At 69.7% G+C, this 20,386-nt stretch carries 28 protein-coding genes and 1 pseudogene; 20 read left to right on the forward strand and 9 right to left on the reverse strand.

The features are described from left to right. Nucleotides 1-345 precede the first annotated feature (345 nt). Both ACGFMP_RS17335 and ACGFMP_RS17340 read left to right on the forward strand, forming a co-directional pair. Nucleotides 346-684, forward strand: a complete 339-nt coding sequence (locus tag ACGFMP_RS17335) for a thioredoxin family protein (RefSeq protein WP_393673242.1) — start codon at nt 346-348, stop codon at nt 682-684. Then, nucleotides 681-920 carry a hypothetical protein gene (locus ACGFMP_RS17340; protein WP_393673243.1) on the forward strand — a complete coding sequence of 80 codons (240 nt, stop codon included), beginning with the start codon at nt 681-683 and terminating at the stop codon, nt 918-920. Before ACGFMP_RS17335 ends, ACGFMP_RS17340 begins: the two co-directional genes overlap by 4 nt. Nucleotides 921-983: 63 nt before the next feature. Here ACGFMP_RS17340 and ACGFMP_RS17345 read toward each other — a convergent pair whose 3' ends face one another. Continuing rightward, on the reverse strand, nt 984-1,928 hold the full coding sequence (locus ACGFMP_RS17345) for an NADP-dependent oxidoreductase (protein WP_393673245.1): 945 nt from the start codon (nt 1,926-1,928) through the stop codon (nt 984-986). Nucleotides 1,929-2,005: 77 nt separating this feature from the next. Here ACGFMP_RS17345 and ACGFMP_RS17350 point away from each other — a divergent pair, with 77 nt between their 5' ends. After that, nucleotides 2,006-2,404 carry a winged helix-turn-helix transcriptional regulator gene (locus tag ACGFMP_RS17350; protein WP_393673247.1) on the forward strand — a complete coding sequence of 133 codons (399 nt, stop codon included), beginning with the start codon at nt 2,006-2,008 and terminating at the stop codon, nt 2,402-2,404. Nucleotides 2,405-2,856: 452 nt separating this feature from the next. Beyond that, nucleotides 2,857-3,525 carry an N-acetylmuramoyl-L-alanine amidase gene (locus tag ACGFMP_RS17355; RefSeq protein ID WP_393673248.1) on the forward strand — a complete coding sequence of 223 codons (669 nt, stop codon included), beginning with the start codon at nt 2,857-2,859 and terminating at the stop codon, nt 3,523-3,525. Nucleotides 3,526-3,703: 178 nt separating this feature from the next. On the opposite strand, the gene ACGFMP_RS17360 is transcribed toward ACGFMP_RS17355, so the two are convergent. Then, the gene (locus tag ACGFMP_RS17360) at nt 3,704-4,156 is read right to left on the reverse strand and encodes a hypothetical protein (protein ID WP_393673249.1); all 453 of its coding nucleotides are present in this window, start codon (nt 4,154-4,156) and stop codon (nt 3,704-3,706) included. A 708-nt stretch (nt 4,157-4,864) separates the two neighbouring features. Next, complete coding sequence (locus ACGFMP_RS17365; RefSeq protein WP_393673250.1) at nt 4,865-5,326, reverse strand: hypothetical protein; 462 nt, start codon at nt 5,324-5,326, stop codon at nt 4,865-4,867. 171 nt (nt 5,327-5,497) lie between these two features. Between ACGFMP_RS17365 and ACGFMP_RS17370 the strand changes: the two genes are divergently transcribed. The 4 genes from ACGFMP_RS17370 to ACGFMP_RS17385 all read left to right on the forward strand — a co-directional run bounded on the left by ACGFMP_RS17370 (nt 5,498) and on the right by ACGFMP_RS17385 (nt 8,956). Then, nucleotides 5,498-6,754: a sensor histidine kinase gene (locus tag ACGFMP_RS17370; RefSeq protein ID WP_393673251.1), complete on the forward strand. Its 1,257-nt coding sequence runs from the start codon at nt 5,498-5,500 to the stop codon at nt 6,752-6,754. Further along, on the forward strand, nt 6,742-7,392 hold the full coding sequence (locus ACGFMP_RS17375) for a response regulator (RefSeq protein WP_393673252.1): 651 nt from the start codon (nt 6,742-6,744) through the stop codon (nt 7,390-7,392). Before ACGFMP_RS17370 ends, ACGFMP_RS17375 begins: the two co-directional genes overlap by 13 nt. A 725-nt stretch (nt 7,393-8,117) precedes the next feature. After that, nucleotides 8,118-8,792 carry a formylglycine-generating enzyme family protein gene (locus ACGFMP_RS17380; RefSeq protein ID WP_393673253.1) on the forward strand — a complete coding sequence of 225 codons (675 nt, stop codon included), beginning with the start codon at nt 8,118-8,120 and terminating at the stop codon, nt 8,790-8,792. An 8-nt stretch (nt 8,793-8,800) separates the two neighbouring features. Continuing rightward, nucleotides 8,801-8,956, forward strand: a complete 156-nt coding sequence (locus ACGFMP_RS17385) for a hypothetical protein (protein ID WP_393673254.1) — start codon at nt 8,801-8,803, stop codon at nt 8,954-8,956. Nucleotides 8,957-9,158: 202 nt separating this feature from the next. Here the strand turns inward: ACGFMP_RS17385 and ACGFMP_RS17390 are convergent, their stop codons facing one another. Further along, nucleotides 9,159-9,443: a hypothetical protein gene (locus ACGFMP_RS17390; RefSeq protein WP_393673255.1), complete on the reverse strand. Its 285-nt coding sequence runs from the start codon at nt 9,441-9,443 to the stop codon at nt 9,159-9,161. Nucleotides 9,444-9,766: 323 nt separating this feature from the next. Between ACGFMP_RS17390 and ACGFMP_RS17395 the strand changes: the two genes are divergently transcribed. The 3 genes from ACGFMP_RS17395 (at nt 9,767) to ACGFMP_RS17405 (ending at nt 11,104) form a co-directional block, all read left to right on the forward strand. Next, nucleotides 9,767-9,895 carry an LPFR motif small protein gene (locus ACGFMP_RS17395; RefSeq protein WP_330792290.1) on the forward strand — a complete coding sequence of 43 codons (129 nt, stop codon included), beginning with the start codon at nt 9,767-9,769 and terminating at the stop codon, nt 9,893-9,895. Between the two features lie 169 nt (nt 9,896-10,064). Next, the gene (locus tag ACGFMP_RS17400; protein ID WP_393673256.1) at nt 10,065-10,598 is read left to right on the forward strand and encodes a TspO/MBR family protein; all 534 of its coding nucleotides are present in this window, start codon (nt 10,065-10,067) and stop codon (nt 10,596-10,598) included. Nucleotides 10,599-10,969: 371 nt separating this feature from the next. Continuing rightward, nucleotides 10,970-11,104 carry a hypothetical protein gene (locus ACGFMP_RS17405; RefSeq protein ID WP_393673257.1) on the forward strand — a complete coding sequence of 45 codons (135 nt, stop codon included), beginning with the start codon at nt 10,970-10,972 and terminating at the stop codon, nt 11,102-11,104. A 264-nt stretch (nt 11,105-11,368) separates the two neighbouring features. On the opposite strand, the gene ACGFMP_RS17410 is transcribed toward ACGFMP_RS17405, so the two are convergent. Beyond that, a complete protein-coding gene (locus ACGFMP_RS17410; protein WP_393673258.1) occupies nt 11,369-12,442 on the reverse strand; it encodes a pentapeptide repeat-containing protein in 1,074 nt (357 codons plus the stop codon). Between the two features lie 228 nt (nt 12,443-12,670). Here ACGFMP_RS17410 and ACGFMP_RS17415 point away from each other — a divergent pair, with 228 nt between their 5' ends. The 4 genes from ACGFMP_RS17415 (at nt 12,671) to ACGFMP_RS17430 (ending at nt 14,097) form a co-directional block, all read left to right on the forward strand. Continuing rightward, on the forward strand, nt 12,671-12,838 hold the full coding sequence (locus ACGFMP_RS17415; RefSeq protein ID WP_393673259.1) for a hypothetical protein: 168 nt from the start codon (nt 12,671-12,673) through the stop codon (nt 12,836-12,838). Between the two features lie 241 nt (nt 12,839-13,079). Beyond that, a complete protein-coding gene (locus ACGFMP_RS17420; RefSeq protein WP_393673261.1) occupies nt 13,080-13,277 on the forward strand; it encodes a hypothetical protein in 198 nt (65 codons plus the stop codon). Between the two features lie 151 nt (nt 13,278-13,428). Continuing rightward, the gene (locus ACGFMP_RS17425) at nt 13,429-13,599 is read left to right on the forward strand and encodes a DUF5670 family protein (protein WP_393673263.1); all 171 of its coding nucleotides are present in this window, start codon (nt 13,429-13,431) and stop codon (nt 13,597-13,599) included. Between the two features lie 306 nt (nt 13,600-13,905). Beyond that, a complete protein-coding gene (locus ACGFMP_RS17430; protein ID WP_393673264.1) occupies nt 13,906-14,097 on the forward strand; it encodes a CsbD family protein in 192 nt (63 codons plus the stop codon). 265 nt (nt 14,098-14,362) lie between these two features. On the opposite strand, the gene ACGFMP_RS17435 is transcribed toward ACGFMP_RS17430, so the two are convergent. Both ACGFMP_RS17435 and ACGFMP_RS17440 read right to left on the reverse strand, forming a co-directional pair. Beyond that, nucleotides 14,363-14,872 carry a DUF6233 domain-containing protein gene (locus ACGFMP_RS17435; protein WP_393673265.1) on the reverse strand — a complete coding sequence of 170 codons (510 nt, stop codon included), beginning with the start codon at nt 14,870-14,872 and terminating at the stop codon, nt 14,363-14,365. Between the two features lie 142 nt (nt 14,873-15,014). Then, nucleotides 15,015-16,421 carry an amidase gene (locus tag ACGFMP_RS17440; RefSeq protein WP_393673266.1) on the reverse strand — a complete coding sequence of 469 codons (1,407 nt, stop codon included), beginning with the start codon at nt 16,419-16,421 and terminating at the stop codon, nt 15,015-15,017. A gap of 329 nt (nt 16,422-16,750) precedes the next feature. Between ACGFMP_RS17440 and ACGFMP_RS17445 the strand changes: the two genes are divergently transcribed. From ACGFMP_RS17445 to ACGFMP_RS17455, 3 genes are all read left to right on the forward strand, one after another. Next, a complete protein-coding gene (locus tag ACGFMP_RS17445; RefSeq protein WP_393673267.1) occupies nt 16,751-16,918 on the forward strand; it encodes a hypothetical protein in 168 nt (55 codons plus the stop codon). 64 nt (nt 16,919-16,982) lie between these two features. Further along, nucleotides 16,983-17,342: a transposase gene (locus ACGFMP_RS17450; protein ID WP_393673345.1), complete on the forward strand. Its 360-nt coding sequence runs from the start codon at nt 16,983-16,985 to the stop codon at nt 17,340-17,342. Between the two features lie 73 nt (nt 17,343-17,415). Next, nucleotides 17,416-17,655 carry a hypothetical protein gene (locus ACGFMP_RS17455; protein WP_393673268.1) on the forward strand — a complete coding sequence of 80 codons (240 nt, stop codon included), beginning with the start codon at nt 17,416-17,418 and terminating at the stop codon, nt 17,653-17,655. Nucleotides 17,656-17,941: 286 nt separating this feature from the next. Here ACGFMP_RS17455 and ACGFMP_RS17460 read toward each other — a convergent pair whose 3' ends face one another. Beyond that, nucleotides 17,942-18,334 carry a hypothetical protein gene (locus ACGFMP_RS17460; RefSeq protein ID WP_393673269.1) on the reverse strand — a complete coding sequence of 131 codons (393 nt, stop codon included), beginning with the start codon at nt 18,332-18,334 and terminating at the stop codon, nt 17,942-17,944. A gap of 142 nt (nt 18,335-18,476) precedes the next feature. After that, a pseudogene (locus ACGFMP_RS17465) lies at nt 18,477-18,848 on the reverse strand (transposase family protein); the annotation flags it as partial. Between the two features lie 194 nt (nt 18,849-19,042). Between ACGFMP_RS17465 and ACGFMP_RS17470 the strand changes: the two are divergent. Then, complete coding sequence (locus tag ACGFMP_RS17470) at nt 19,043-19,360, forward strand: hypothetical protein (protein WP_393673270.1); 318 nt, start codon at nt 19,043-19,045, stop codon at nt 19,358-19,360. Nucleotides 19,361-19,650: 290 nt separating this feature from the next. Further along, nucleotides 19,651-20,271 (forward strand): dihydrofolate reductase family protein, encoded by a 621-nt coding sequence (locus tag ACGFMP_RS17475; protein ID WP_393673271.1) that lies wholly within the window; start codon nt 19,651-19,653, stop codon nt 20,269-20,271. The last annotated feature ends 115 nt before the right edge of the window (nt 20,272-20,386 follow it).

A 20,386-nucleotide genomic window follows, 5' to 3' on the forward strand; every position in this document is an offset into this window, starting at 1 on the left:
GGGGTCGGGTCCGCCGAAGTGCGGGCGGGCGCCGGGATGGCGGAGGCGGTCGTATTGTTCGCCCGCTGATCGTGCGCGCCACCTCGTCCGGACATCCAGGACACAGAAAGGTCGGCCCGCCAGGCGGACGAGGATGGGGCCCGAGGCGAGCGGGCCGGGCAGCAGGGCACACGGATGACCGCTCCCAAGGTCACGTCGGGCAGGCTGCCAAGCGCCAGCCGGAGCCCTGGGGAATTACCTGAACTCACCCCCGGGGAGAATCGTGATCGTCGACGCAGGGTCTACGTTGTGATCTGCGGCAGGAGGCATCGCTGCGTCGCACCGAGTGGAGGTCGAGGAGCGCCGATGGCGAACAGGGTCCATCAACCCCAGGAAGACGCCGAGTTCGAGTTCGTCCTGGCGAGGGCTGAGGTCCCCGTCCTCGCGTACTTCCACGGGGTGTGGCCCAAGGCCGCGGCGGCATGCAGGGAAATGGATCCCCTGGTGCGGGAGGTGGCGGACGCCTACCAGGGCCGGCTGATCGTTGTGCGGGCCGACATCGCAAGGTGCCCCGGCCCCGTACGGCGGTACGGGGTCACCGGCGCGCCCTCTTTCGTACTGATCGATCGGGGCGAGGTGATCGGGGCGGGCAGCGGTCCGATGGCCCGGACCGAGCTCGGGGAGTTCCTGGACACCCGCCTGTGAGCAGGCAGCATCTTGCCCTGACCTCGACCATCCTCGGCACGGACCCTCGTACGCGTCGCGAACGGGCGGTCGGCCGCAGCGCCGTCGCCGCCTTCGCCACCTGTCACGACCGCACCTGCGCGGTGGTCTCCGTCGGCTACACCCTCCTCCAGGACCTGGTGCGCCGCCCCGCCGAGTACCAAGAGCGCGGGCGGGGTGGTCCGCCACCGCTTGGCCGTGAGCTGCGAAGCTGCTGATCGCCACGCTCCGGTGACCACGCCGGATGCGTTCGACGGCGGGCGTGATCCGTCCCGAGTCGGTCAGGGAACCAGCACGAGTCGGCCGCGTATCCCGCCCGCCGCGAGCCGATGGTGCGCCTCGGCGGCACAATCGAGTGGAAGGATGTCGGCAACCCGCGGCGTCAGGTCCATGGCGGCGAGTTCGGCCAAGGCGGCCCCGTCCGCGCTGATCCACTGCTGATGGACCCGGATGCCGCGCAGCGGGGGCGCGGTTGAACCGCCGACCACCGTGACGTAGACGCCTCGGCTGCGAACGGCGGCCAGGGCTCGGACTCCCAGTCCCGCCGTGTCGACTGCGCCGTCGACGCCGCCCGGCACCAGGCGGCGGACGTCAGCCGCAAGTTCGCGCGAGTCCCGACCGACGACCCATTCGGCGCCGAGGCTTCGCGCCAGCCCCTCGTCGGAGGCGCCGGCCTGGGCGACGACGCGCAGGCCGCGCCGCCGTGCCACCTCGACAGCGAAGCCTCCGACCGCTCCCGCAGCTCCGGTCACCAGCAAGGTGTCGCCTGCGGCGAGATCGAGCAGGTCGAGTGACTGGAGGGCGGTGAGGCCGTTGAGCGGCAGCGTCGCCGCAGCGGCGGCAGAGGCGCCGGGCGGTGCCGGCGCGACGGCCGCTGCGTCCAGCACGAGACATTCGGCGTAGGCGCCCAGCGACACGTCGAGCAGGTCGCGCAGCCCGATCACCCGCTGCCCCGGCGCGAACGCGGTCACACCCGCTCCGAGCCGGTCGACGAGGCCGGCAACGTCCCATCCGATGCCCGTGCGTTCCCGGGGCGCCATCAGTCCGGCTTCGACGAGCGTGCCGGAACGGGTGACCAGGTCAACGGGGTTGACAGTCGCGGCCTCGACGCGAATCCGCACCTGCCCGGGCCCGGGCTCCGGCAGCGGAACCCTCACCGACTCGAGCACTTCGGGCCCACCGTAGCCGCGGGCGACCACCGCCCGCATCGTCTCTTCAGCGTTCATACCGCACACCGTATGAACCGCTACTCTCCATCAGGAAGTACGCACTTCATGGTGCGTACGGCACCGAGAGGAGAGTCATGCCCACCCGCACGGCCGCCCAGCACCGAGCCGAGGCGAGCAGCACCTACGACGCCTACCTCGCCGAATGCCCCGCCCGACAACTGCTGGACCGCATATCCGACAAGTGGGTCAGCCTTGCCGTCAACGCGCTTGCCGACGGGCCGCAGCGGTACAGCGAACTGCAACGCCGGCTGGCGAGCGTGAGCCAGAAGATGCTCACACAGACCCTGCGTCACCTGGAACGCGACGGGCTGGTGTCGCGGACCGTGACCCCCGCCGTCCCGGTCCGCGTCGAATACGCACTGACGCCACTGGGCTGCTCGCTGCTGCCGGTCATGCGTGCCATCAAGGGCTGGGCGGAGGAGCACATGGACGAGGTGAACGTCGCCCGCGCCGCCTACGACACGCTCGACTGACACTGCGGCGCTTGGCGGGCGAGGGATCCGTGCGGACCAGCAGAGTGCGCGAGCTTCACTCGTTCGGCTCAATCCCGCGTGGTGGACGCCGCCCCTGCGGCTGCTGAGGGACGTCGGGCCCGGGACCGGCACGTCAGGCCGCGTCAAAGCCGGAGAGAGCCGGCGCCGACATCCGTGCTGCCCCGGTCGGCAGCGCGTGGACCCGGCTGATCGCCGGGCGTGCGGGCACGTCAGGTGTTATGGATGGGATAATTCAGGCGGTTCCGGGAGGGCGAGGCACCGCCGGCCCTCCCAGAGCCCCACGCTTCACCCCGTGGGGGAGCCTTCGGAGCCCGGCCCGGACAGGGCCCACCCCTGTGGACACGGGGCGGAGTCCCGTCCCGCCGGCTGACACCCGGCCCGGCAGCCCCGCGGCCCGGCGGTCCGGGGGCTATTGACACCTTGGAGGCGTCATGGCCGCTCCGATGACAGCCGACCAGCTGGTCGCGGGACTGGGGGAGTGGGGCCTCACGTACACGGAGGTGTCCCACTGGCGCACGCACAACCGCAACTCGGTCGGCCCCTGGGGACCGGTGCACGGATTCGTCTGGCACCACACCGGTGTCGCGCTCTCCGCGGCGGACGGCGTCGCCTACGCCAAGGGCACCCTCTACCACGGGCGACCGGACTTGCCCGGGCCGCTGTGCCACCTGTCCGTCGGCCTCGACGGCATGGTGTACCTCGTCGGCTGGGGCCGGACGAACCATGCGGGCGGCGGGGATCCGGCCACGCTCACCCATGTCATCGCCGAGGACTACACCAGCCAGCTTCACCCCGTCCGCGGCAACAAGGACGGGGTCGACGGCAACGCGCGCTTCTACGGCATGGAGATCCAGTACTCCGGGTCCCGAAACATGTCGCCGGAGCAGTACCGGACGGCGTTGCGGGTGAGCGCGGGGATCCTCGCCCACCACGGCTGGACGGCCCGGTCGGTCATCGCGCATGCCGAGTGGTCCAAGGACAAATGGGACCCGGGTTGTGCTCCCGACACGACCATGAACCTGGAGGAGGTACGTGCCGACGTGGCGGCCACCCTCGCTGCGGGCCCGGCGACCCCCACCGTGGCCACCCCTCCCGTATAGGGAACCGCAATATGCGGTGTGCCGTCGGTCCGGGCGATGACCTGCGCGTCCATGCCATGCTTCCTGCGTTCAGGGCCTCGTCGACGTGTCGCCAGGCGGTGGCCTGGGATGTCCCGAACGTGCTGCGCCGAGCCCGGCGAGGCCTGCGACACCGCGGAGACCACCTCCGAGGCGAGGATCAAGACAGCAGTGCACAGAGGCTCAGGACCAGACCACCGGCTGAGATCGCCGAGTGGAGGCCGACCCAGAGCACCCAGATCTTCACTTTCGAGATGCGCGGGAACTCTGCTTGGTGCTCGGCGCGGCTGGCAGCCACGAGACCGGGGAGGTCCAGAGATCCGTGCCGCAGCCCTATCGCCCGATGTAAAGCGGTGGCCTGCCCGTAGTGCACAGCCCATCGTTCCCCGTACTTGGTACAGGCCACAGCCCCGAAGGCTCCGAGCATGAACATCGGCAGTGTGACTCCCAGCGAGGAGGGGCGAAGGGGCCCTTGCTGTGTGAGGAAGCCGAACCCTGCGGCAGCAACTGCGATCACGACGGTCGTCAGCGCTGCCCGTTGATTCTCCATCTGACGGGCTTCCTCACGCTGGCCCTTCCACAGTTCCAGCAAGACATCTGTGTCGTCTGCCATCTCTCCCCCTTGTTGCTTTCAGCAAAGCCCAAAAACGACAGCTGCCCAAGGGTGGCCGGGTGCCAGGAACAGTCCGATGGCGCCGGTGAGCCGGTGCAGCCGGCCGAAGGGGATCCAGTGCCGGTGGACGAACTCGCCGATTACCACTCGCCCCGCCTGGTGCCGGCACCCGTGTCTCCTCGCGCAGTACCCGATCCGGCCCGGGGACCTTGCCGAGCGCGGTCACGGCGTACATGGCGTCGAAGGTCCCGTCGACGTAGGGCTGTTCACGTGCGTCCAGCGAGTCGGCGTGCTCGTCGCCAGGCGGTCGCGCTCTGCGCGGCACATCACGTGGTCGGGCATCTCCTGCTGGATGTCGAATACATCGAGCCATCCCTCCGGCCCGAACTGCGGGGCGACGTGCAGCGGCTGCAGGCCGGTCCCCGGGCGAACTCCAGGATCCGCTCCCACGGTCGCGGCCGCCGTACGGTGTCCATCCTGCCAGCGGTCGGGGACGGCAACGGCACTTCGGACATGCCGTGTTGGGCGTACGGAAAGGGCGCCGTGTCGCCCCCAGTCACCAGGCGGCGGCCAATGCGGCGCCAACGCCGGCGGCGATTGCCCAGCGGGTCCGGGCCAGGATCGGGGCGCCGGGGCGGTGGTGATGCGGTGCATCGTGTTCTCCGGTGGGATCGATTCGGTCCGTGGTACGCAGTCGGGCGGTCGGCGTCACGCGGGCCGCCGAAGCGTCCGCAGCGCCAGCCGGCCGCACAGCGCGGCGAGCGGCAGCTCGACGCCGAGCGCCATGGCGACCGCGGTGGCGAAGTCACCGCCTGGGGCGGCGGTCGTGGTGTCGAACCAGGCGTCCACCACAAGCAGCGTCGCGGTCGCGGCGGCTGCCACGGCGTGCCGCCGGTCGCCTCGGGCGGCGAGGAGGCCGGTGGCGATCAGGCCGAGCGCCTCCAGCGCGTCGAGCCCGACCCAGGCGACCGGCCAGTGCGCCGCGGTCGCGGTGGACGGCAGGCCGGTGGCCAGCACGTACAGCCATGGCAGCAGGGCGAGCCCGCAGGCGACCAGCAGCCACCCGGACCGCCGCCTGCCCCACGCCGGGCGCGGCTCCTCCGCCTGTTCGTGGAGCGGGATCACCTCGGCGCCGGCCACTTCCTCATCGCACAGAGCCAGATGACGCATCGTCTTCCCCCGCAATCTGACGGCTTTCTCCTTCACGTGTTCCAGCCTCCGGCGTGCACTGCGGCGCCGTCAGTCACGCAAGGTTCCGACCCGGGGTGGAGTCAAGTACACCCCTGAACCGGGCGGGAGCGTCATGGCATGGGGATGGCCTGCGGCTTTACCGTTTGGCGCATGCAACTCACCACGTGGCTGCGGCTGGTGCTGGGCCGGCCGTTCCGCAGGGCGGGACACCGGACCGCGCTCGTCGCCGCCGGCCTGCCGCTCCACCTCGCCCTCATACCGCTGTGGCTCTGGCTGGCCGGCGCGATTGCGGGGGCGCCGGCCGTGACTCCGCTGCCGGTGCTGCTCACGCTCGTGGTGACGCCCTTGCTGACCGTCGGGCAGCGGCGGCGCTATCGGGCGCTCGTCGGCAAGGACCTTCCGCGCCCCGCCGTACCCGGGCCGGGGCGCAACCGGAAGGCGGCGGTGCGCCGGCTGACCAGCCGGGCCCTGTGGCGGCAGGCCTGCTACCACGCCGTGGCGGGTCCGCTGCTCGCCGTCCTGGACCTCGCCGTCCTCGCTGTCTGGGCCGCCGCTCTCGTGGCCGCCTCCCTCTACGTGTGGATCTGGGCGCTGCCCCCGCAATGGCGGGTCACCGACGTCGGGTACACCGTGCAGGCCGCGTACATCACCGCGGGCGGCCTCGCCCTGCTGTTCCTCGGGCCCCGCCTGACCGGCGCTGTGGTGCGGCTGGACACCCGGACGGCCGAGGTCCTGCTCGGACCCAGCCGCACGGAGAAGCTCGCCCGCCGGGTCGCGGACCTCGCCGAGAGCCGGGCCGGTGTGCTCGACGCCGCCGACGCCGAGCGGCGGCGGATCGAGCGCGACCTGCACGACGGCGCACAGCAGCGCCTCGTCTCACTCGCCGTCAACCTGGGCCTGGCCAGGGCCACCCTCGGCGACCTGCCGGAGGAAGCGCGCAGGGTGATCGACCAGGCGCACCGCGAGGCGAAGGAGGCGATCGCCGAGCTGAACAACCTGGTGCGCGGCCTGCATCCGGCCGTCCTTGAGGACCGTGGCCTCGACGCCGCGCTGTCCGGGGTCGCCGCCCACCTGACGATCCCGGTGCGCGTGGCGGTGGACCTGCCGCGACGCCCCTCACCCACGGTCGAGGCCGTCGCGTACTTCGTGGTCTCCGAAGCCCTGACGAACGTGGCCAAACACGCCCAGGCGAGCCGGGCGGACGTGACCGTGGAGCGGTTCGGGGAGACACTGCTGGTGGTCGTCACGGACGACGGCGCGGGCGGCGCGGATCTCGCAGCGTCCGGCGGCGGCACCGGGCTCGCCGGGCTCGCCCAGCGCGTCGCGTCCGTCGACGGCACCTTCTCCTGCCACAGCCCCGCCGGGGGCCCGACCGTCATCACCGTGGAGCTGCCGTGCGCGCCGTGATCGCCGAGGATTCCCTCTTGCTGCGCATCGGTGTGGTCAAGGTGCTGGAGGCGGCCGGCTTCGAGATTTGCGGGCAAGTCGCCGACGCAGAAGGGCTGCTGGCAGCCGTCGAGGAGCACCGGCCCGACATCGCCGTGGTCGACGTGCGCATGCCGCCCGGCTTCACCGACGAGGGAGTGCGCGCCGCGCTGGTGATCCGCCGCCAGTACCCGCGTACCGCCGTGCTCCTGCTGTCGCAGTACGTGGAGGAGCGGTACGCCGCCGATCTGCTCGCCGCCAACACCTCGGGCGTCGGCTATCTGCTCAAGCAACGGGTCGCCGACATCGAGGAGTTCGCCGAGGCGGTACGCCGGGTGGCGGCCGGGGGCACCGCGCTCGACCCGCAGGTCGTCGCGCAGCTGCTGGTGCGCCGGCACAGCGACCCGCTCGACCGGCTGACGCCGCGCGAGCGGGAGGTGCTGGAGCTGATGGCGGGCGGCCGGTCCAACTCCGGCATCGCCGCCGAGCTGGTCGTGAGCGAGAGCGCGGTCGCCAAGCACATCAACAGCATCTTCTCCAAGCTCGACCTGCCCAGGGCCGACGCCGACCACCGCCGCGTCCTGGCGGTGCTGCGCTTCCTGGGCGTTGCGACCGCATAGTCCGCGAGAACGCCCGCTTGGCCGATCGACAACGGTGCTGAGCAGCACATAGTCGCCGTCGCTGTCGTCGTTGCTCCGCCGCCGACCGCTCGGCCTGGATTCGGTCGGCCTCCTTCCGCAGCCCATCAACGCGACCACAAGCAGCAACCTCGTGCTGTTCCAGCAACGCGACAGCCCACGGCATCCCGGCCTCCCAAGCGAACGACAACCCGAGTGGCCGCAACTCCCACCGAACTACCGAACCTACGCCTGACCAGCGAAAATGCTGTCCGGATGCACTTCGACGGGACAGTGTCGCCCGGTCAGGGCGTGGGCGAGGCGTCGGTGAGCGACATCCACCGGCGTACGGTCTCGTGGTGGGAACCGATCGCCGTGCTTGCGGCCACCGCCTCCGCATCTCCGTCGGAACACGGCGTCCTTGCGCTGGTCAACAGGGCGAGCGGCCACTCGGGGCCCGCTCCGGGCGGCGCTCCCTCGAAGGCGAGCCAGTCCCAGGGCCCCCGGCGATGAGGTCACCGAGGCAGCAGGGCGAGCCTGGCAGTTCAAGGGCGCGGCTGCTGTCACCGCCGGCCGTCGACGACGTCGACGACTCGCGTGAGCGGAACCGGCGACCGTCGCCGCGGGAGAGGTCGGGCTGCGCGAAGTCGCCGGGACCGAGGCGGACTCGGCCGCCCGGCGGACCGCCCGTCGAGGGTGCGTGGCAGTCTCGTTAGGATCTCCTGATCATGGACGTGATGATGGGCAAGGGGATGATCGCCATCCCGCCGGGGCAGGTGACGCTGTCGGACCGGCGGACTCAGCGCAGTTGGTCCGTCGACCTTCCGCCCTACCAGCTCGCGGCATCTTCGGTCACCCAGGCGTTGTACGCACAGATCACCGGCCAGCGGCCGAGTGCCGGCCGGGGAGACCAATTGCCCGTCGAGTGCGTGTCCTGGTGGGACGCAGTGCGGTTCTGCAACGCCCTGTCCCAGTGCGACGGCCTCACACCCGCGTACCACTTCCGTGCCGAGACCGAAGACATCGAGTGGGACGCGTCCGCCGACGGGTACCGACTGCCGACCGAAGCCGAGTGGGAGTACGCCTGCCGCGCCGGGACGACCGGGCCGCGCTACGGGGATATCGAGGAGATCGGCTGGTACCGCGCCAATTCGCACGAGCGCATCCATGAGGTGGGCGGCAAACTCCCCAACTCGTGGGGGCTTTACGACATGCTCGGCAACGTCTGGGACTGGTGCTGGGACGTCTACGACGCCGAGGTCTATGGCGCCTACCGGGTGCTCCGTGGTGGTGGTTGGTTCGATGAGCACTGGAGTTGTCGAGCCTCCGCGCGGCGGCGCAGCCACCCGACTTTCCAGGTCGACGACGTGGGATTCCGCGTCGCACGCTCCATCGTGCGCTGATCCAAGACGTGGCGAAGGACCTCAACCCCCACAGCGCCCCGAACCCACTCCCGACCCACATGTCCTGGGACCTGCTGCACTGGCACCCGGAGACTGCGGCCATGGATGATTCCCCGGTCGTGGTCATCTGGCACCTCCAACTGGAAGGCACCCCGAAGGGCTGAGCAACCGGGGACGGTAGCCGATATCCCGCCGGGCACACCCGTACGCGGTCAAGCAACCCACCGGCAGCTGAGGCCGGGCGTCTGCTGCCGCGAGCGGCCGGTGGCGGGTCTTGGCCTCGCGATCGGGAGCGTGATAGCGGCGGAAACTGGCAGAGCGACGACCCGCTGGACGGGTGGTTGGCCCCGTGCCATTGGTTGCTGTTCAGGAGCCACCCCTCCCGCGCAGGCCGGCGACGGCCTGCTGGATAGGGGGCGGGCGGTCGGGTTCGGAATTGGGGACCGTCTGCCATGTCTGCGGGCTGAGGGTGAGGGCCAGCCGGGTCCGGTCGGTTGCGACCTTGCTGATCTCGGTGAGCCAGCCGGTGGTGCGCAGCGCCTCCAGAGCGTCGACCGCGGCCGTGGCGCCATCGATCGCGCACAGCCGGGCCAGGTGCTCGGGGACGACGGCGGGGCGCCCGGTCCGGTCGGCCAGGGCTGGCGCGAACACCGCAGTCAGCCGCTCGGCCGCCTGACGGCCGTGCAGCAGGCGGTGGGCGATGGCGCGCTGGAGTCAGCCGCAGACCCGGGGAGGCTGACCTTTGGGAATGCCCAACTGCGCAGGCGCTGCCATCAGCTCGGGAACGTGGCACACCGCCGCCCTGACCGCGCCCCCGCCCCGCCCCCGCCGCCGGTGGCGGGTGGTGCCTCCGGGGCCCGGGGGCGCACGGCAGTGATGCCGCGGCCATGGACCGCCGTATGCCGGGTAGGGGCTTGGTGAGGGCTGAGCAGGGACAGCAGGGAGCGGTGGCCCTCCGGAGGAAAGGACATGTCGTGCTCAAGGCCATAGCAGATGTACTCGGCAAGATCGGCAGTGCTGTCGCCACGGTCGTGACCCTGCCGTTCCGTGCGGTCGCCCGCCTCTTCGGCGGAGCGTCGGACACAGCCCACGGCCACCACTGACGCCGGGGCGGGAAGAGCCGCGGCGAGGCAGCCCGCCGCGCTCCCCCACGGCGTGGGGCCCCCGGCGTCCCTGGAGCTGATCGTCCTGGCCCGCGGGGCCGGCGGAGCAGCCCGGGCCGGAGGCGGCCCCCGGGGATTGGCCGCCCGTGATGACGGGAACGTGATCTGCATGCGGGTCATCAGCGCGGGGCGAAACGGACAGCGCGACAGGCCGGACGGGTGGCGGGTGGCGGGTACCTACGGGGCCGTGGCCGGCTCGGTGGCTGCGGCGGCCTTCGTCAGCGCCCGCCCCATCGACCCCGGCAGCTCCTGGTACCGGAGCCTCGACAAGCCCTCGTGGCAGCCGCCCGGATGGGCGTTCCCGGCCGTGTGGACTCCGCTGTACGCCTCCGTCGCCTGGGCGGGAGGCCACAGCCTGGCGCACGCCGGAAGTCCGGACCGGGCGGCCCTGGCCGGGGCTCTTGCCGGCAACCTCGCACTGAACGCCGCCTTCGGGTGGGCCTTCTTCCGCGCCCGTACGCCTGCCGCCGGACTCGCGCTCACGACTGCGCTGAGCGCGTCCTGCTGGGACCTGGTGCGGCGCACCTCTCATACGGATTCCGCTGCGGCGGCGGCCCTCGTGCCGTACGCGGGATGGTGCACCTTCGCCACCGCCTTGAACGCCGCGATCTGGCGGCGCAACCGCGGTCTTCGACGGCACTGACACGGGGCTGCCCGCGCTGGCCCGTGCAGCAGCAGTGGCTCCTGGTGGTTACTTTCTGCTACGAACGGTCCCCCTGCGTGCAGTACGGGTACGCGGAGCGGGTCTGTGTGGGCGACCTTCTCGACCCGTCTGTCCTCCTTCACCGGCGGATCGGGGTGGGTAGCCTCCTGCGACCGCAGAGCGCAAAGAGCCGGGCCCCTGGGGAGGGCGGATTCCAGGGGTCGTCGCAACACGTGATCACTGGGCATGTATGGCGAGCAGCGTGAGCGGCGTCCCTGCCGGGAGTTCCCGGCCGGGACGGGCGCGGTACGAGGGATGGGTTCGCGGCGACGCTGAATGTAGCTTCCGGCTTGAGCCCTGGGAGTACGACGGTGAACGCATCGACGGTTTCGAATGACGACTTCGACGCAGACCTCGTCAAGTCCGCTGACGCCGCGGACGAGTATGAGCCGATCACCGTGCTCAACACATGGGGCGTCCGGCCCGACCTCTTCGGCGCTCCCTGAGACAGCGACGATCCCAGGTAGATGAAGATCGGTTCAGGGGAGCTGTCAGCTCGTGCAGACGGGCGGCAGGGGTTGCCAGCCGAGCGTTTTGCGTGGGCGGCTGTTGAGTTCGGCGGCGACGGCGGCCTGGCTGCCTGACCGACCCCTGGCCTTGCACAGCCAGTCGTCCCCGGTGAGCCCTTTCTCGTTCCCAAGGGGACCCGTCGTGCCCATCCCCGAACCGGCGTTGATCGCGATGGCCGGCGCCGCGTTGCAGCGTGCCTGTCAAGGCAGATCGGAGATTTCAGCGCCTGAGGGGAGCCGCAGCCCGGGGGGCATCACGTGCAGGCCGAACCGCGGAGGGTGCGTGAAGTCGGCTACCCGGGAGAAATCGAGGGTCCCACCGCTGAAGTGGGCGGGCGGCACAACAGTGTAGACGGATGGAAGGTGACGCTGACCGAAGTTCACCGTGCTGCCGGTGAACGTTGCGCCGCTGAAGTCGACCGAACCGCCGGAGAACTCAGCGCCTTCGAAGGGAACCTCGCCTCCGGCGAAGGAGGCGTCCCGGAAGTCCACTTGCCCGCCGGTGAAGCGAGCGCCGTCGAAGGTGACCCAGCCGCCGCTGAACGTGGCACGGTTGAAGCGAATTGTGCCGCTGCGGAACTCGGCGAGTCGGAAGTAGACAGAGCTGCCTGCAGAGAAGTCCGCCTCATCGAAGACCATTTGGGCCGAGCCGCGACCGGCGAAGATCGCCTTGACGAAGAGGATGTCGCCGCCAGTGAAACGGGCTCCACGGAAGTCGGCCTCATCGAGGACGGCCCCGGTGAAGTCGAGGTCGTGGCCCTGCCATGAGGGGGCCGCACCGTCGCGCAGATGAGCCGCGATGAGACGCAGTACGGTGAGGCGTACCTCCCGCTCCCGCTGCCATGCTGCCAGCGCCTCGTCATTGCCGGGCGGATCAACGGCGTGCGGCATCCTCAGATAACCGCACAGCACGTCGATGCACATTTGTCGTTCCTGCAGCCATTCATCGGCGAGCCGTGCCATGGCGTAGGCGCCGGTCATGCGTACCGCGGACTGGGTCGCCCCGAGTTGTTCGGCCGCGGAGCCGAAGCGTTCAGTCAGCGTCCTGTCGTATTCACGGGCATCGGTGGCCTCGCTCAGATGCTGACGCCGGTAGGCGACCACGAGTGCGACGACGCCGCCGACTCCTGCCACCACGGTCAACGCGATCTTTATGGCGTCGTATGTGTCCCCAGGCTTGAGCGATCCCGACACCCGCACCCGAGGTGTCCCCAACATCAGCCACAGCAGTCCCAACACGGCGATCGCTGCGGCAGCGGCCACTACCAGTGCCATGGCGACATGCAAGCCCAACGGCCAGCGCATGACACCACGTGGACCTGGACTCGAACGCCTCGCGTCTGTCCTCAAGCTCGGTTCACCGGCCCAATCGAACAATGATCACGGACTGCAAGCCGACCGTCGGCCCACCCCGCGTGAACCACCCATCACGCCACTGCTCTGCTCCTGGCTACCAGGTTGACGCACCAACCGTCCGCGCAACAGGTCTGCGCCTCAGCCTCGATGGCTCCTGGACATGCCGCACCGTCGCTCCGACACGCGGCCGCCACCTGCGGCCTGTATGCCACGGCCATCACCGGGCACGTCGCGGCCACGCCGGCTGCCCACCATGGCGGCTGGGCCGGCGACGACACCGCGCTGCTGGCCCTGCACGTACCGCCGCGTACCTGAGCCGGTTTCCCGCAGGCACGCTGCGGTCCCGTGCCGGTGCGGGGTTTGGTGCACACCGTGTCGAACAGGAGTCGACAGGTATGCAGGAAGGCCCCGCCCGGTGAGCTGGTGATCCAGGTCACCGAGCACACCCGCCCGAACGCCGGTGTCCTGGTTGCTGCGCGGTAGCGCCGGGGAGGGGAGCCTGACCGGTCTCCAGCAGTGATTCACCCGGGCCGCGGCCACCGGGCGCCCGCTGATCGTGGACCTGCCCGGCCTGCTCTGCGGTGACGAAGTCCTGCTCGGACTCCTCCTTGCCGCCCGCAGCTGCCACGGGATCACCCTGGCCGGCCCGATCACCGGCTCCTTCGCCCGCCGCCTGACCGCACCGGCGCCGGCGAACTCTTCACCACCTGGGGCTCCCTCCCTGCCCTTGGCCCTGGCCGTACTGCCCATCTGAGCCTCTGACAGCCGGCTCCGGCAGCGTGCTTGACCGCGAACGGTTTTTCCGTGATGCGTATCCGGTATTTCGGTGATGGCGGGAGGCCGGTCGTTGTTGACTGCATGACATGTTCAGGAGGGGGAATGCGGCCTGTCGGAGGTAGATAATCATGGGACCGTTGCTCATAGTTCTTCTGCTCGCGCTCCTGTTGTTCGGCGCGGGATTCGCACTGCATCTTCTGTGGTGGATCGCTGTGGTCGTCGTCATCGTGTGGGCGCTCGGCTTCGTCATGCGTGGCACGCACTCCGGTGGCGGCAGGAACCGCTGGTATCGCTGGTAGACCGGTAGGTGAGCAGCGTGGGGGGGGGGGGGGGGGGGGGGGGGGGGGGGGGGGCCGGGCCCGGGGGGGCGCCCCCCCCCCCCCCCCCACACTGCTGTGTCGAATATTGTCCCGGTGATCGGGAATGCCCGGGTGATTTATGGACAGGAGTCTCCTGCCGGGAGGTTTCCGGAAAACATGCAGCGTCTCAACCTCCGCCGGAAGCCTTCCGGCACTTGGTATCGGGGCCGCTTTGCAGCCGCCGTTCCTCCCGCTTCACCGCGGTCGAGATGGTGGCAGAAGAGGCCGAAAGAACGAGGAGTTCTCATGAGCGGCAGTGACAAGGTCGAAGCCAAGGCCGAGCAGGCCAAGGGGCACGTCAAGGAGACGGTAGGCAGCGCAGTCGGCAACGAGAGCCTGGAGGCCGAGGGTCGTGGCGACCAGGCCAAGGGTGACGTGCGCGAGGCAGGCGAGAAGGCCAAGGACGCCGTCAAGAGCGTCTTCAAGCACAAGGACTGACCGGGCAAGAGCGGCGTCGCCTCATCGGCCGACGCCACTTCCCGGGCTGGGGCCGGCTACCTGTCAGGTAGCCGGCCCCAGCCCGGCTGCCCCGCCGCTCGGTCCCGGGACCGCTCGGTCCCGGTCCGGGACGGCCCGGGCTTCCCCCGCAGTACGCGACGGCCTCGCGGCACGGCGTTGGGCCGGTTCGCCGTCGGTGAAGGGCCCGCCCGCTCAGGTGGCGCCCCCTGCAGTGGTCTGCCGAGGGTTGTCGGCGACGCGCGGCCTACGCGGCCGCGCGTGGCGGCTGCTCAGGTCTGCGTACGGGGCAGGGGGCGGTGTCGTCGCGCGTCAGGACGGTGCGGGCCTGGTCGGTGGTGGCGGGCCGGGTGAGGTCGCGGGCCGTGCGGCAGTCGCCGCGGTGCATGATGCGCGCCGGGCCGCGCTCGGGCCCGAAGTACACCGTCTCTTCGACCTTCCAGGCCGGGGGTGACCCCGGGCCGTTCGTTGGGGACGTGGTCGTAGGGCTGGCCGTCGACGGGCGTGCAGAGCGCGGCCGGGGCGCGGAAGTCGACCGCGGCGCGCACGACCAGGGACCGGCCCCGCTCGGTGCCTGGCTGGGGAGGTGGATCCGCAGGTCGTACCACCACGATCGGTCGGGCTCCCTGCGCCGGGCTTTCACCACGGCGTACAGGTGCTGCCCGTCCGGGAGCTCCACCTTCACCAGCGGCCCGTCGGCCTGCGGCAGCGCAGCCCGCTGCCCCGCGTCGTGCTCCTGGCCGTGGTCGTCGCTCACCCCTCCCACCTGGTTCGATTCTCTGTTCGATTCCATGCGTGGAACGCCTCGCTGCCCGCTTTCCGCCGGGCAGGGCCTGCCCGGCGGTCTCGTCACTGCGGATCGGAGAATCCGACGGCCATTGGCCGGCCGATGGAGCTCCTCAGAGGGCGGGGTGCTGGTCGCGTACCGGGCTGAGCGTTTCCAGCAGCGCGGCGGTGTGGAGGATCGTCGACTCCGCGTGCAGGTTGGCTGCCACCTGCACAGCGATCGGCATGCCGTCGCTGCTCGTGCCGAACCTCATCGACAGGGCCGGGTGTCCCGTCAGGTTGAACGGGACGGTCGTCGAACTCACGTGGAAGGCGCCCATCGTCCGGCCGTCGACGGTGAAGTCTCCGAGCTGATGCTTGTGGGCCGGGATCGTCGTGACCGGGAGCAGCAGGACGTCGTACTTGTGGAAGCACTCCGCCATGCCGTCCCGGAGCCGTTCGACGGCCTGCTCGGCCAGGACGAAGTCCTCGATCGACGTGTCGGGGATGCCTTGCACGAACTTGGAGTACGTGAACATCTGGTCCTCGTGACCGGCGGTGACCTGGTTGAAGGCCGGCTTCACCTCCATGGTGCTCAGCTTGGTCCAGAGTTCGAGAGGGTTGTCCCGTTCAAAGGCCGGAATGCTCACGGCGTCTACCTGGGCTCCCGCTGTCTGCAGGGCTTCGGCGGCTGCCCGGACGGTTGCCGCGACCTCCGGGTCGGTGGGACCGAGTCCGGAGTCGACCAGCCAGCCCACGCGCAGGGCCCGGTTCGGTGCGGAGCCCAGGCCGGTGTCGAACTCGGGCGGGGTGGTGGAGAAGCCGTCCGCGCCGTCGGGGCCGGCCAGGAGTTTGTAGGCGAGTGCGATGTCGCGGATGCTGCGGGCCATCGGGCCGACGTGCCAGTTACGGCGCGGCTCCCGCGGCCAGATCCCGGTCATCGGGATGCGCCCGTGCGTCGGCTTGAAGGACACGACACCGGTGTCGGCGGCCGGACCGCGCACCGAGATGGACAGATCGCTCGCGAGTCCGAGCGGCGACATCCCTGCCGCGATCGACGCTGACTCCCCGCCGCTCGAACCGCCCGGCGAGCGGTTGAGGTCCCAGGGATTGTTCGTCCTGCCCGTCAGGAGGTTGTCGGACTCGATCCAGTACGAGAACTCCGGGAGGTTGGTCTTCGCGATGAGGATCGCTCCGGCCCCCTTGATGCGCGCCACAGCGGTGGCGTCCGTGTCCGGGACACGCCCGGCGAAGATCGGCGAGCCGCGCTGGGTGAGCACTCCGGCGGTGTCGAAGGAGTCCTTGACCGTGATGGGCACGCCGTGAAGTGGCCCCACCTCCGCGCCCGCGGCGAGCTTGTCATCCGCGGCTTTCGCGGCCTCCAGCGCGCCATCGACGAGCGTGACGATCGCATTGAGCCGCGGATTGACGGCCTCGATGCGGTCGAGGTGCGCCTGGACCACCTCGACGCAGGAGACCTTCCCGATACGGATCAGCTCCGCGAGTTTGCTCGCGTCAGCGTAAATGAGTTCGTCAGCCATGATGGGATCCCTCTCTGAGACCGGCCTGCTCCGTGTCTTTTGGACTGGTTCACCATCATGCGTGTGGGTGTGATGAGACGCACGTTCTGTGACATTCCGGCGTGTATCGTCCCCTTGGTCATCCGGCTTCGCGTGTGCCGTGCGTCTTCGGGTCACGCAGCCGGCGGTGGAAAAGGGGCCACAGCTGAGCGTCCATGACCGGGCTGTGGCCACCGGCATCCGTCGGGAGGCCCTCCTGTGGGCTTCCAGGACTCCGGCCCCGGCGGCTCCGGCCGCGCCACACCGCATGTGCCGGCACGCCGTCGCCGGCAGACCAGGCGACTGCCGCGGTGCTGTACATGCAGTTGCAGTTCGCCGCCCCGGCCGACGCAGGGGCCGTCAATCAGGAGGACCAGGAGGAGCGGCTGGTGCTCAGCCCGGAGCGGCCGGCATGGCTCGAGGAGCCGCAGTGCCGGATCGGCGAACTCACGCGAGAGGCGCCGAAGGCGAAGAGATGAGCGCAGAGCCGTGGCGGCGCCGCCGTACCGCCAGCCATCGATCGCACTACCGCTGACGTGCGTCGTGCGCTGCGCCTCAAGCGTCCAGCGGGGTCAGTCCGACGCAGCAGACGCCCGAGTCCTGGCCAACATCCTGCGGACCGACCGACACGCCCACCACCCCCTGCCCGACGACAGCGAGACCGGGCAGGCCGTCGCCGTCCTGGCCCGCGCTCACCAGGACGCAATCTGGGACCGACAACAAATGATCAACCGGCTCCGGTCACACCTGCGCGAGTACTATCCAGCAGCTCTCACTGCCTTCCACGGTGCTGGAAAACCCGGCGACTCGCCGCGCGCTCGCGTGATCTTGACTGCCGCACCCACGCCGACCGACGCCGCCAAGCTCACCCGCAGCCAGCTGCGCGCTGCTCAAGTGCGGTGAACGTCCGCGTTGTGGGATCGAGGCCGAGGTCGAGCGGCTACGGGCAATCTTCCGCGCGGACTCCCTCCAGCAGTTGCCGCAGGTCGAACAGGCTCTGGGACAGCAGGCAGTGGCACTCATCGGACAGGTCGACGCCGCTTGCGTCAGCGTGGCCCAGCTGGCGGTGGCCACGGAAGAGACATTCCTCGCGCACCCGGATGCCGAGATCATCACCAGTTTCCCAGGGCTATCCGTGCTCTCTGGAGCACGCGTCCTCGCCGAGATCGGAGACGACCGCGAACGCTTCGCGGACGCCAGAGCCATGAAGGCATAGCCGGCGCGGCTCCCGTCACACGGGCCTCCGGCCGCAGCCACGTGGTTGTGGCCCGGACCGTCAAGAACCAGCGACTAGCCTCATCCGGGCACATGTGGGCCTTCGCAGCCCTGCGCACGCAGGCTCCACGCGCCCGCTATGACCGACGGCGCGCTGGTGGAGAACGCCATACCGCAGCTCTCAGGAACCTGTTCAACAAGCTACTCGGCTGCCTCTACCACTGCTTGCAGAACCACATGACCTACGACCCTGAACGGGCCTTCGCTGCACCCGTCGGGCTCGCTGCCTAGACCTTGGGGCCCACGAAGATGTCGACTGCGGCCGCGGCCCAGCCGGGCTCGTTCACTGCGACACGGATTTGCCGCCTACCCGCTTCACCGATGAGGCTCACGAAGCGCGTCACACCCATGACATCACCGATGACCAGCCGTCCGTCAGCCAACGACATCGGCCCCTCGAAGACAGTCGTGAAGGAAGGATCCGGCCCCAGCCCCTCGTCGACCGGCTCGCTGAAGAGCCGGACCTTGATGAGTTGCACCTGAGCCTGAACCCGGACCACCACATGGGTGTCGCATCCGACCGCGGCCTCGCTTCCCAACTCCAACACCGGCAGCCAGTCGGTCGACCCCAACGCCAGAACCGGGTGATTCACCCGAAACTCAACGCCAGCGACCTGCATGTTCGGTCCTCTCCGGTGTCCGCCTTATGACGCGCAGCGATGCTATCGGGCGGCTACGACATGTCAGACCCATTACCTCCGACCACTGGGGCTGGACGTCACGCCAGCACCCACCGAGTTGACCTCCAGCGACATGAGATGTCTTCGACCGCTCGGCGATCGTGTGGTCACGGGTGGGGATCAGGGTGCCGTCCACGATGAGCACGGTGTCCTTGGCGAACCGCTTGCGGGGCTGGAGCGCGAGCATCGGCCCGAGGCGGTCGATGATGCGGTCCGCCGCCGACTTGGACACCCCGAACAGCGGGGCGAGTTGCCGCATGGTCAGGTTCGTGCGCCAGTAGGCCGCGACCAGCAGGGCCCGGTCCTCCAGTGGAAGGCTCCAAGGCCGGCCCTTGCGGACGGCGTCCGCGCCCTGGCGCCTCAGTATGGTCACCAGCTTCCCGAACTGCCTCGGGCTCAGCCTGGTGAACGGGGCTATCCAGGACGGCTCCGACGCCGTGATCACACCAGCCACGGCGAGATCGTCTCATCTTGATCATGTCCCGGGCCGCCAGCCTCCGCCCGGACATATCTCGGTCGCCCGGACGGATTCGGCATGAGAACCTCACGCCCGTGGCTACTGAAACCGAGGTGGGAGAGCTGTTGCACCAGCGCGGCTGGAGGACGGCGTTCACAGTCACTGAACGAGTGAACGCGTGGGCTGCTCTGGTGAGCGCCATAGAGCGTGGCTACAGCGACGACATCTACGAGTACACCAACGACCTCTACTGCCGAAACTGGCTGCACGAGGCATGGCTCCTGCTGGATGAACACGTCGTCCAGCTCTGGACCCCGCAGATCAAAGCCCTGGACGCGCGGTACAAGGCCGCGACCATCGACGACGACGGCCAGGCACTCGATCAGTTCCACAGGCTGCCCGGCCCCGACCTGTGGTGGTGGCGGCACCACCCCCGCATCCTCACCGGAGACCTCGGCCGTTCGCTTCGCTCGGCAGGTGCCATCGGCACCGACCCGCACACGGCATGACCCTCAGCCTCGTGCGATTACGGGACAACGCTTGGGGCGTGTATCCGGTTGTGATCAATTGCCCCGTGTCACCGAACCTTGATCGCGCGCCATCGAACCTTGAGGGACGCGAGTTCGTGTCGTCGAAGTTTGAGCACAGTGTCAAGGGTCGTGGCCAGCTGGGCGGCGCCGAAAACAGCGAAACGGCCGCGCGATGAGTTCGCGGGCCCGGAACGGTCTACCTCGGTAGTGAATGGATCAGGCGACTCACCGCGAAGGCGACGGAAGGTCGCCACCAGGAGGACGGCACAGTGACCAAACGTTTGGGCAGGGTGACCTGCGATCTCTCGATCTCCGTCGACGGGTACTCGGCCGGGCTCAACCAGGCCGAGCAGCGCCCGTTCGGCGACGACGCCGGTGATGGCTGGGGCGATAGGCTGCACGCATGGATGTTCGAAACCTCGGAGCAGCGGCAGGTCGAACTCGACCGGCTGACGGCAGTCGGCGCCTTCATCATGGGGCGCAACATGTTTGGCCCCGTACGCGGCGCGTGGGATCGGCAGTGGAAGGGCTGGTGGGGCGACAATCCGCCGTACCACGCGCCGGTCTTCGTCCTCACCCACCACCCGCGCGACCCGCAACCGATGGACGGCGGCACCACGTTCCACTTCGTCACCGACGGCATCGAATCCGCACTGCGGCAGGCTCGCGAGGCGGCCGGGGACCGCAATGTGTCGATCCACGGGGGCGCGACCACCATCAACCAGTACCTAGCCGCAGGCTTGATCGACGAGCTGCGGCTGCACATTGTGCCGTTCACGCTCGGCGCCGGCACGCGGCTGTTCGACGGAGTGCCGTCACTGAATCTTGAGCAGGTGGAGTCGCGAGCAGCGAACTCGGTTACACACGTGACTTATCGCGTGCTGCCCTGAGAGTAGGGCGGCGTCAGTCACACGTACCGCTCACACCTCGATGACGCTCACTCACAGTTCGATGGCACAAGACATCGATCTGTGGGACTCGCCCGTCTCCCGTGACGCGATCTGG

It is taken from the genome of Streptomyces sp. NPDC049040 (assembly GCF_043197715.1).
Taxonomy (GTDB): Bacteria; Actinomycetota; Actinomycetes; order Streptomycetales; family Streptomycetaceae; genus Actinacidiphila.

Bases quoted from the DNA above. Each gene is read 5' to 3' on its own strand.
- ACGFMP_RS17345 (WP_393673245.1), bottom strand. From the start codon at position 1,928: ATGAACGCTGAAGAGACGATGCGGGCGGTGGTCGCCCGCGGCTACGGT.
- ACGFMP_RS17370 (WP_393673251.1), top strand. From the start codon at position 5,498: ATGCAACTCACCACGTGGCTGCGGCTGGTGCTGGGCCGGCCGTTCCGC.
- ACGFMP_RS17400 (WP_393673256.1), top strand. From the start codon at position 10,065: ATGCGGGTCATCAGCGCGGGGCGAAACGGACAGCGCGACAGGCCGGAC.
- ACGFMP_RS17425 (WP_393673263.1), top strand. From the start codon at position 13,429: ATGGGACCGTTGCTCATAGTTCTTCTGCTCGCGCTCCTGTTGTTCGGC.
- ACGFMP_RS17460 (WP_393673269.1), bottom strand. From the start codon at position 18,334: ATGCAGGTCGCTGGCGTTGAGTTTCGGGTGAATCACCCGGTTCTGGCG.
- ACGFMP_RS17410 (WP_393673258.1), bottom strand. From the start codon at position 12,442: ATGGCACTGGTAGTGGCCGCTGCCGCAGCGATCGCCGTGTTGGGACTG.
- ACGFMP_RS17415 (WP_393673259.1), top strand. From the start codon at position 12,671: ATGGCTCCTGGACATGCCGCACCGTCGCTCCGACACGCGGCCGCCACC.
- ACGFMP_RS17355 (WP_393673248.1), top strand. From the start codon at position 2,857: ATGGCCGCTCCGATGACAGCCGACCAGCTGGTCGCGGGACTGGGGGAG.
- ACGFMP_RS17335 (WP_393673242.1), top strand. From the start codon at position 346: ATGGCGAACAGGGTCCATCAACCCCAGGAAGACGCCGAGTTCGAGTTC.
- ACGFMP_RS17430 (WP_393673264.1), top strand. From the start codon at position 13,906: ATGAGCGGCAGTGACAAGGTCGAAGCCAAGGCCGAGCAGGCCAAGGGG.
- ACGFMP_RS17360 (WP_393673249.1), bottom strand. From the start codon at position 4,156: ATGGCAGACGACACAGATGTCTTGCTGGAACTGTGGAAGGGCCAGCGT.
- ACGFMP_RS17440 (WP_393673266.1), bottom strand. From the start codon at position 16,421: ATGGCTGACGAACTCATTTACGCTGACGCGAGCAAACTCGCGGAGCTG.
- ACGFMP_RS17350 (WP_393673247.1), top strand. From the start codon at position 2,006: ATGCCCACCCGCACGGCCGCCCAGCACCGAGCCGAGGCGAGCAGCACC.
- ACGFMP_RS17380 (WP_393673253.1), top strand. From the start codon at position 8,118: ATGGACGTGATGATGGGCAAGGGGATGATCGCCATCCCGCCGGGGCAG.
- ACGFMP_RS17365 (WP_393673250.1), bottom strand. From the start codon at position 5,326: ATGCGTCATCTGGCTCTGTGCGATGAGGAAGTGGCCGGCGCCGAGGTG.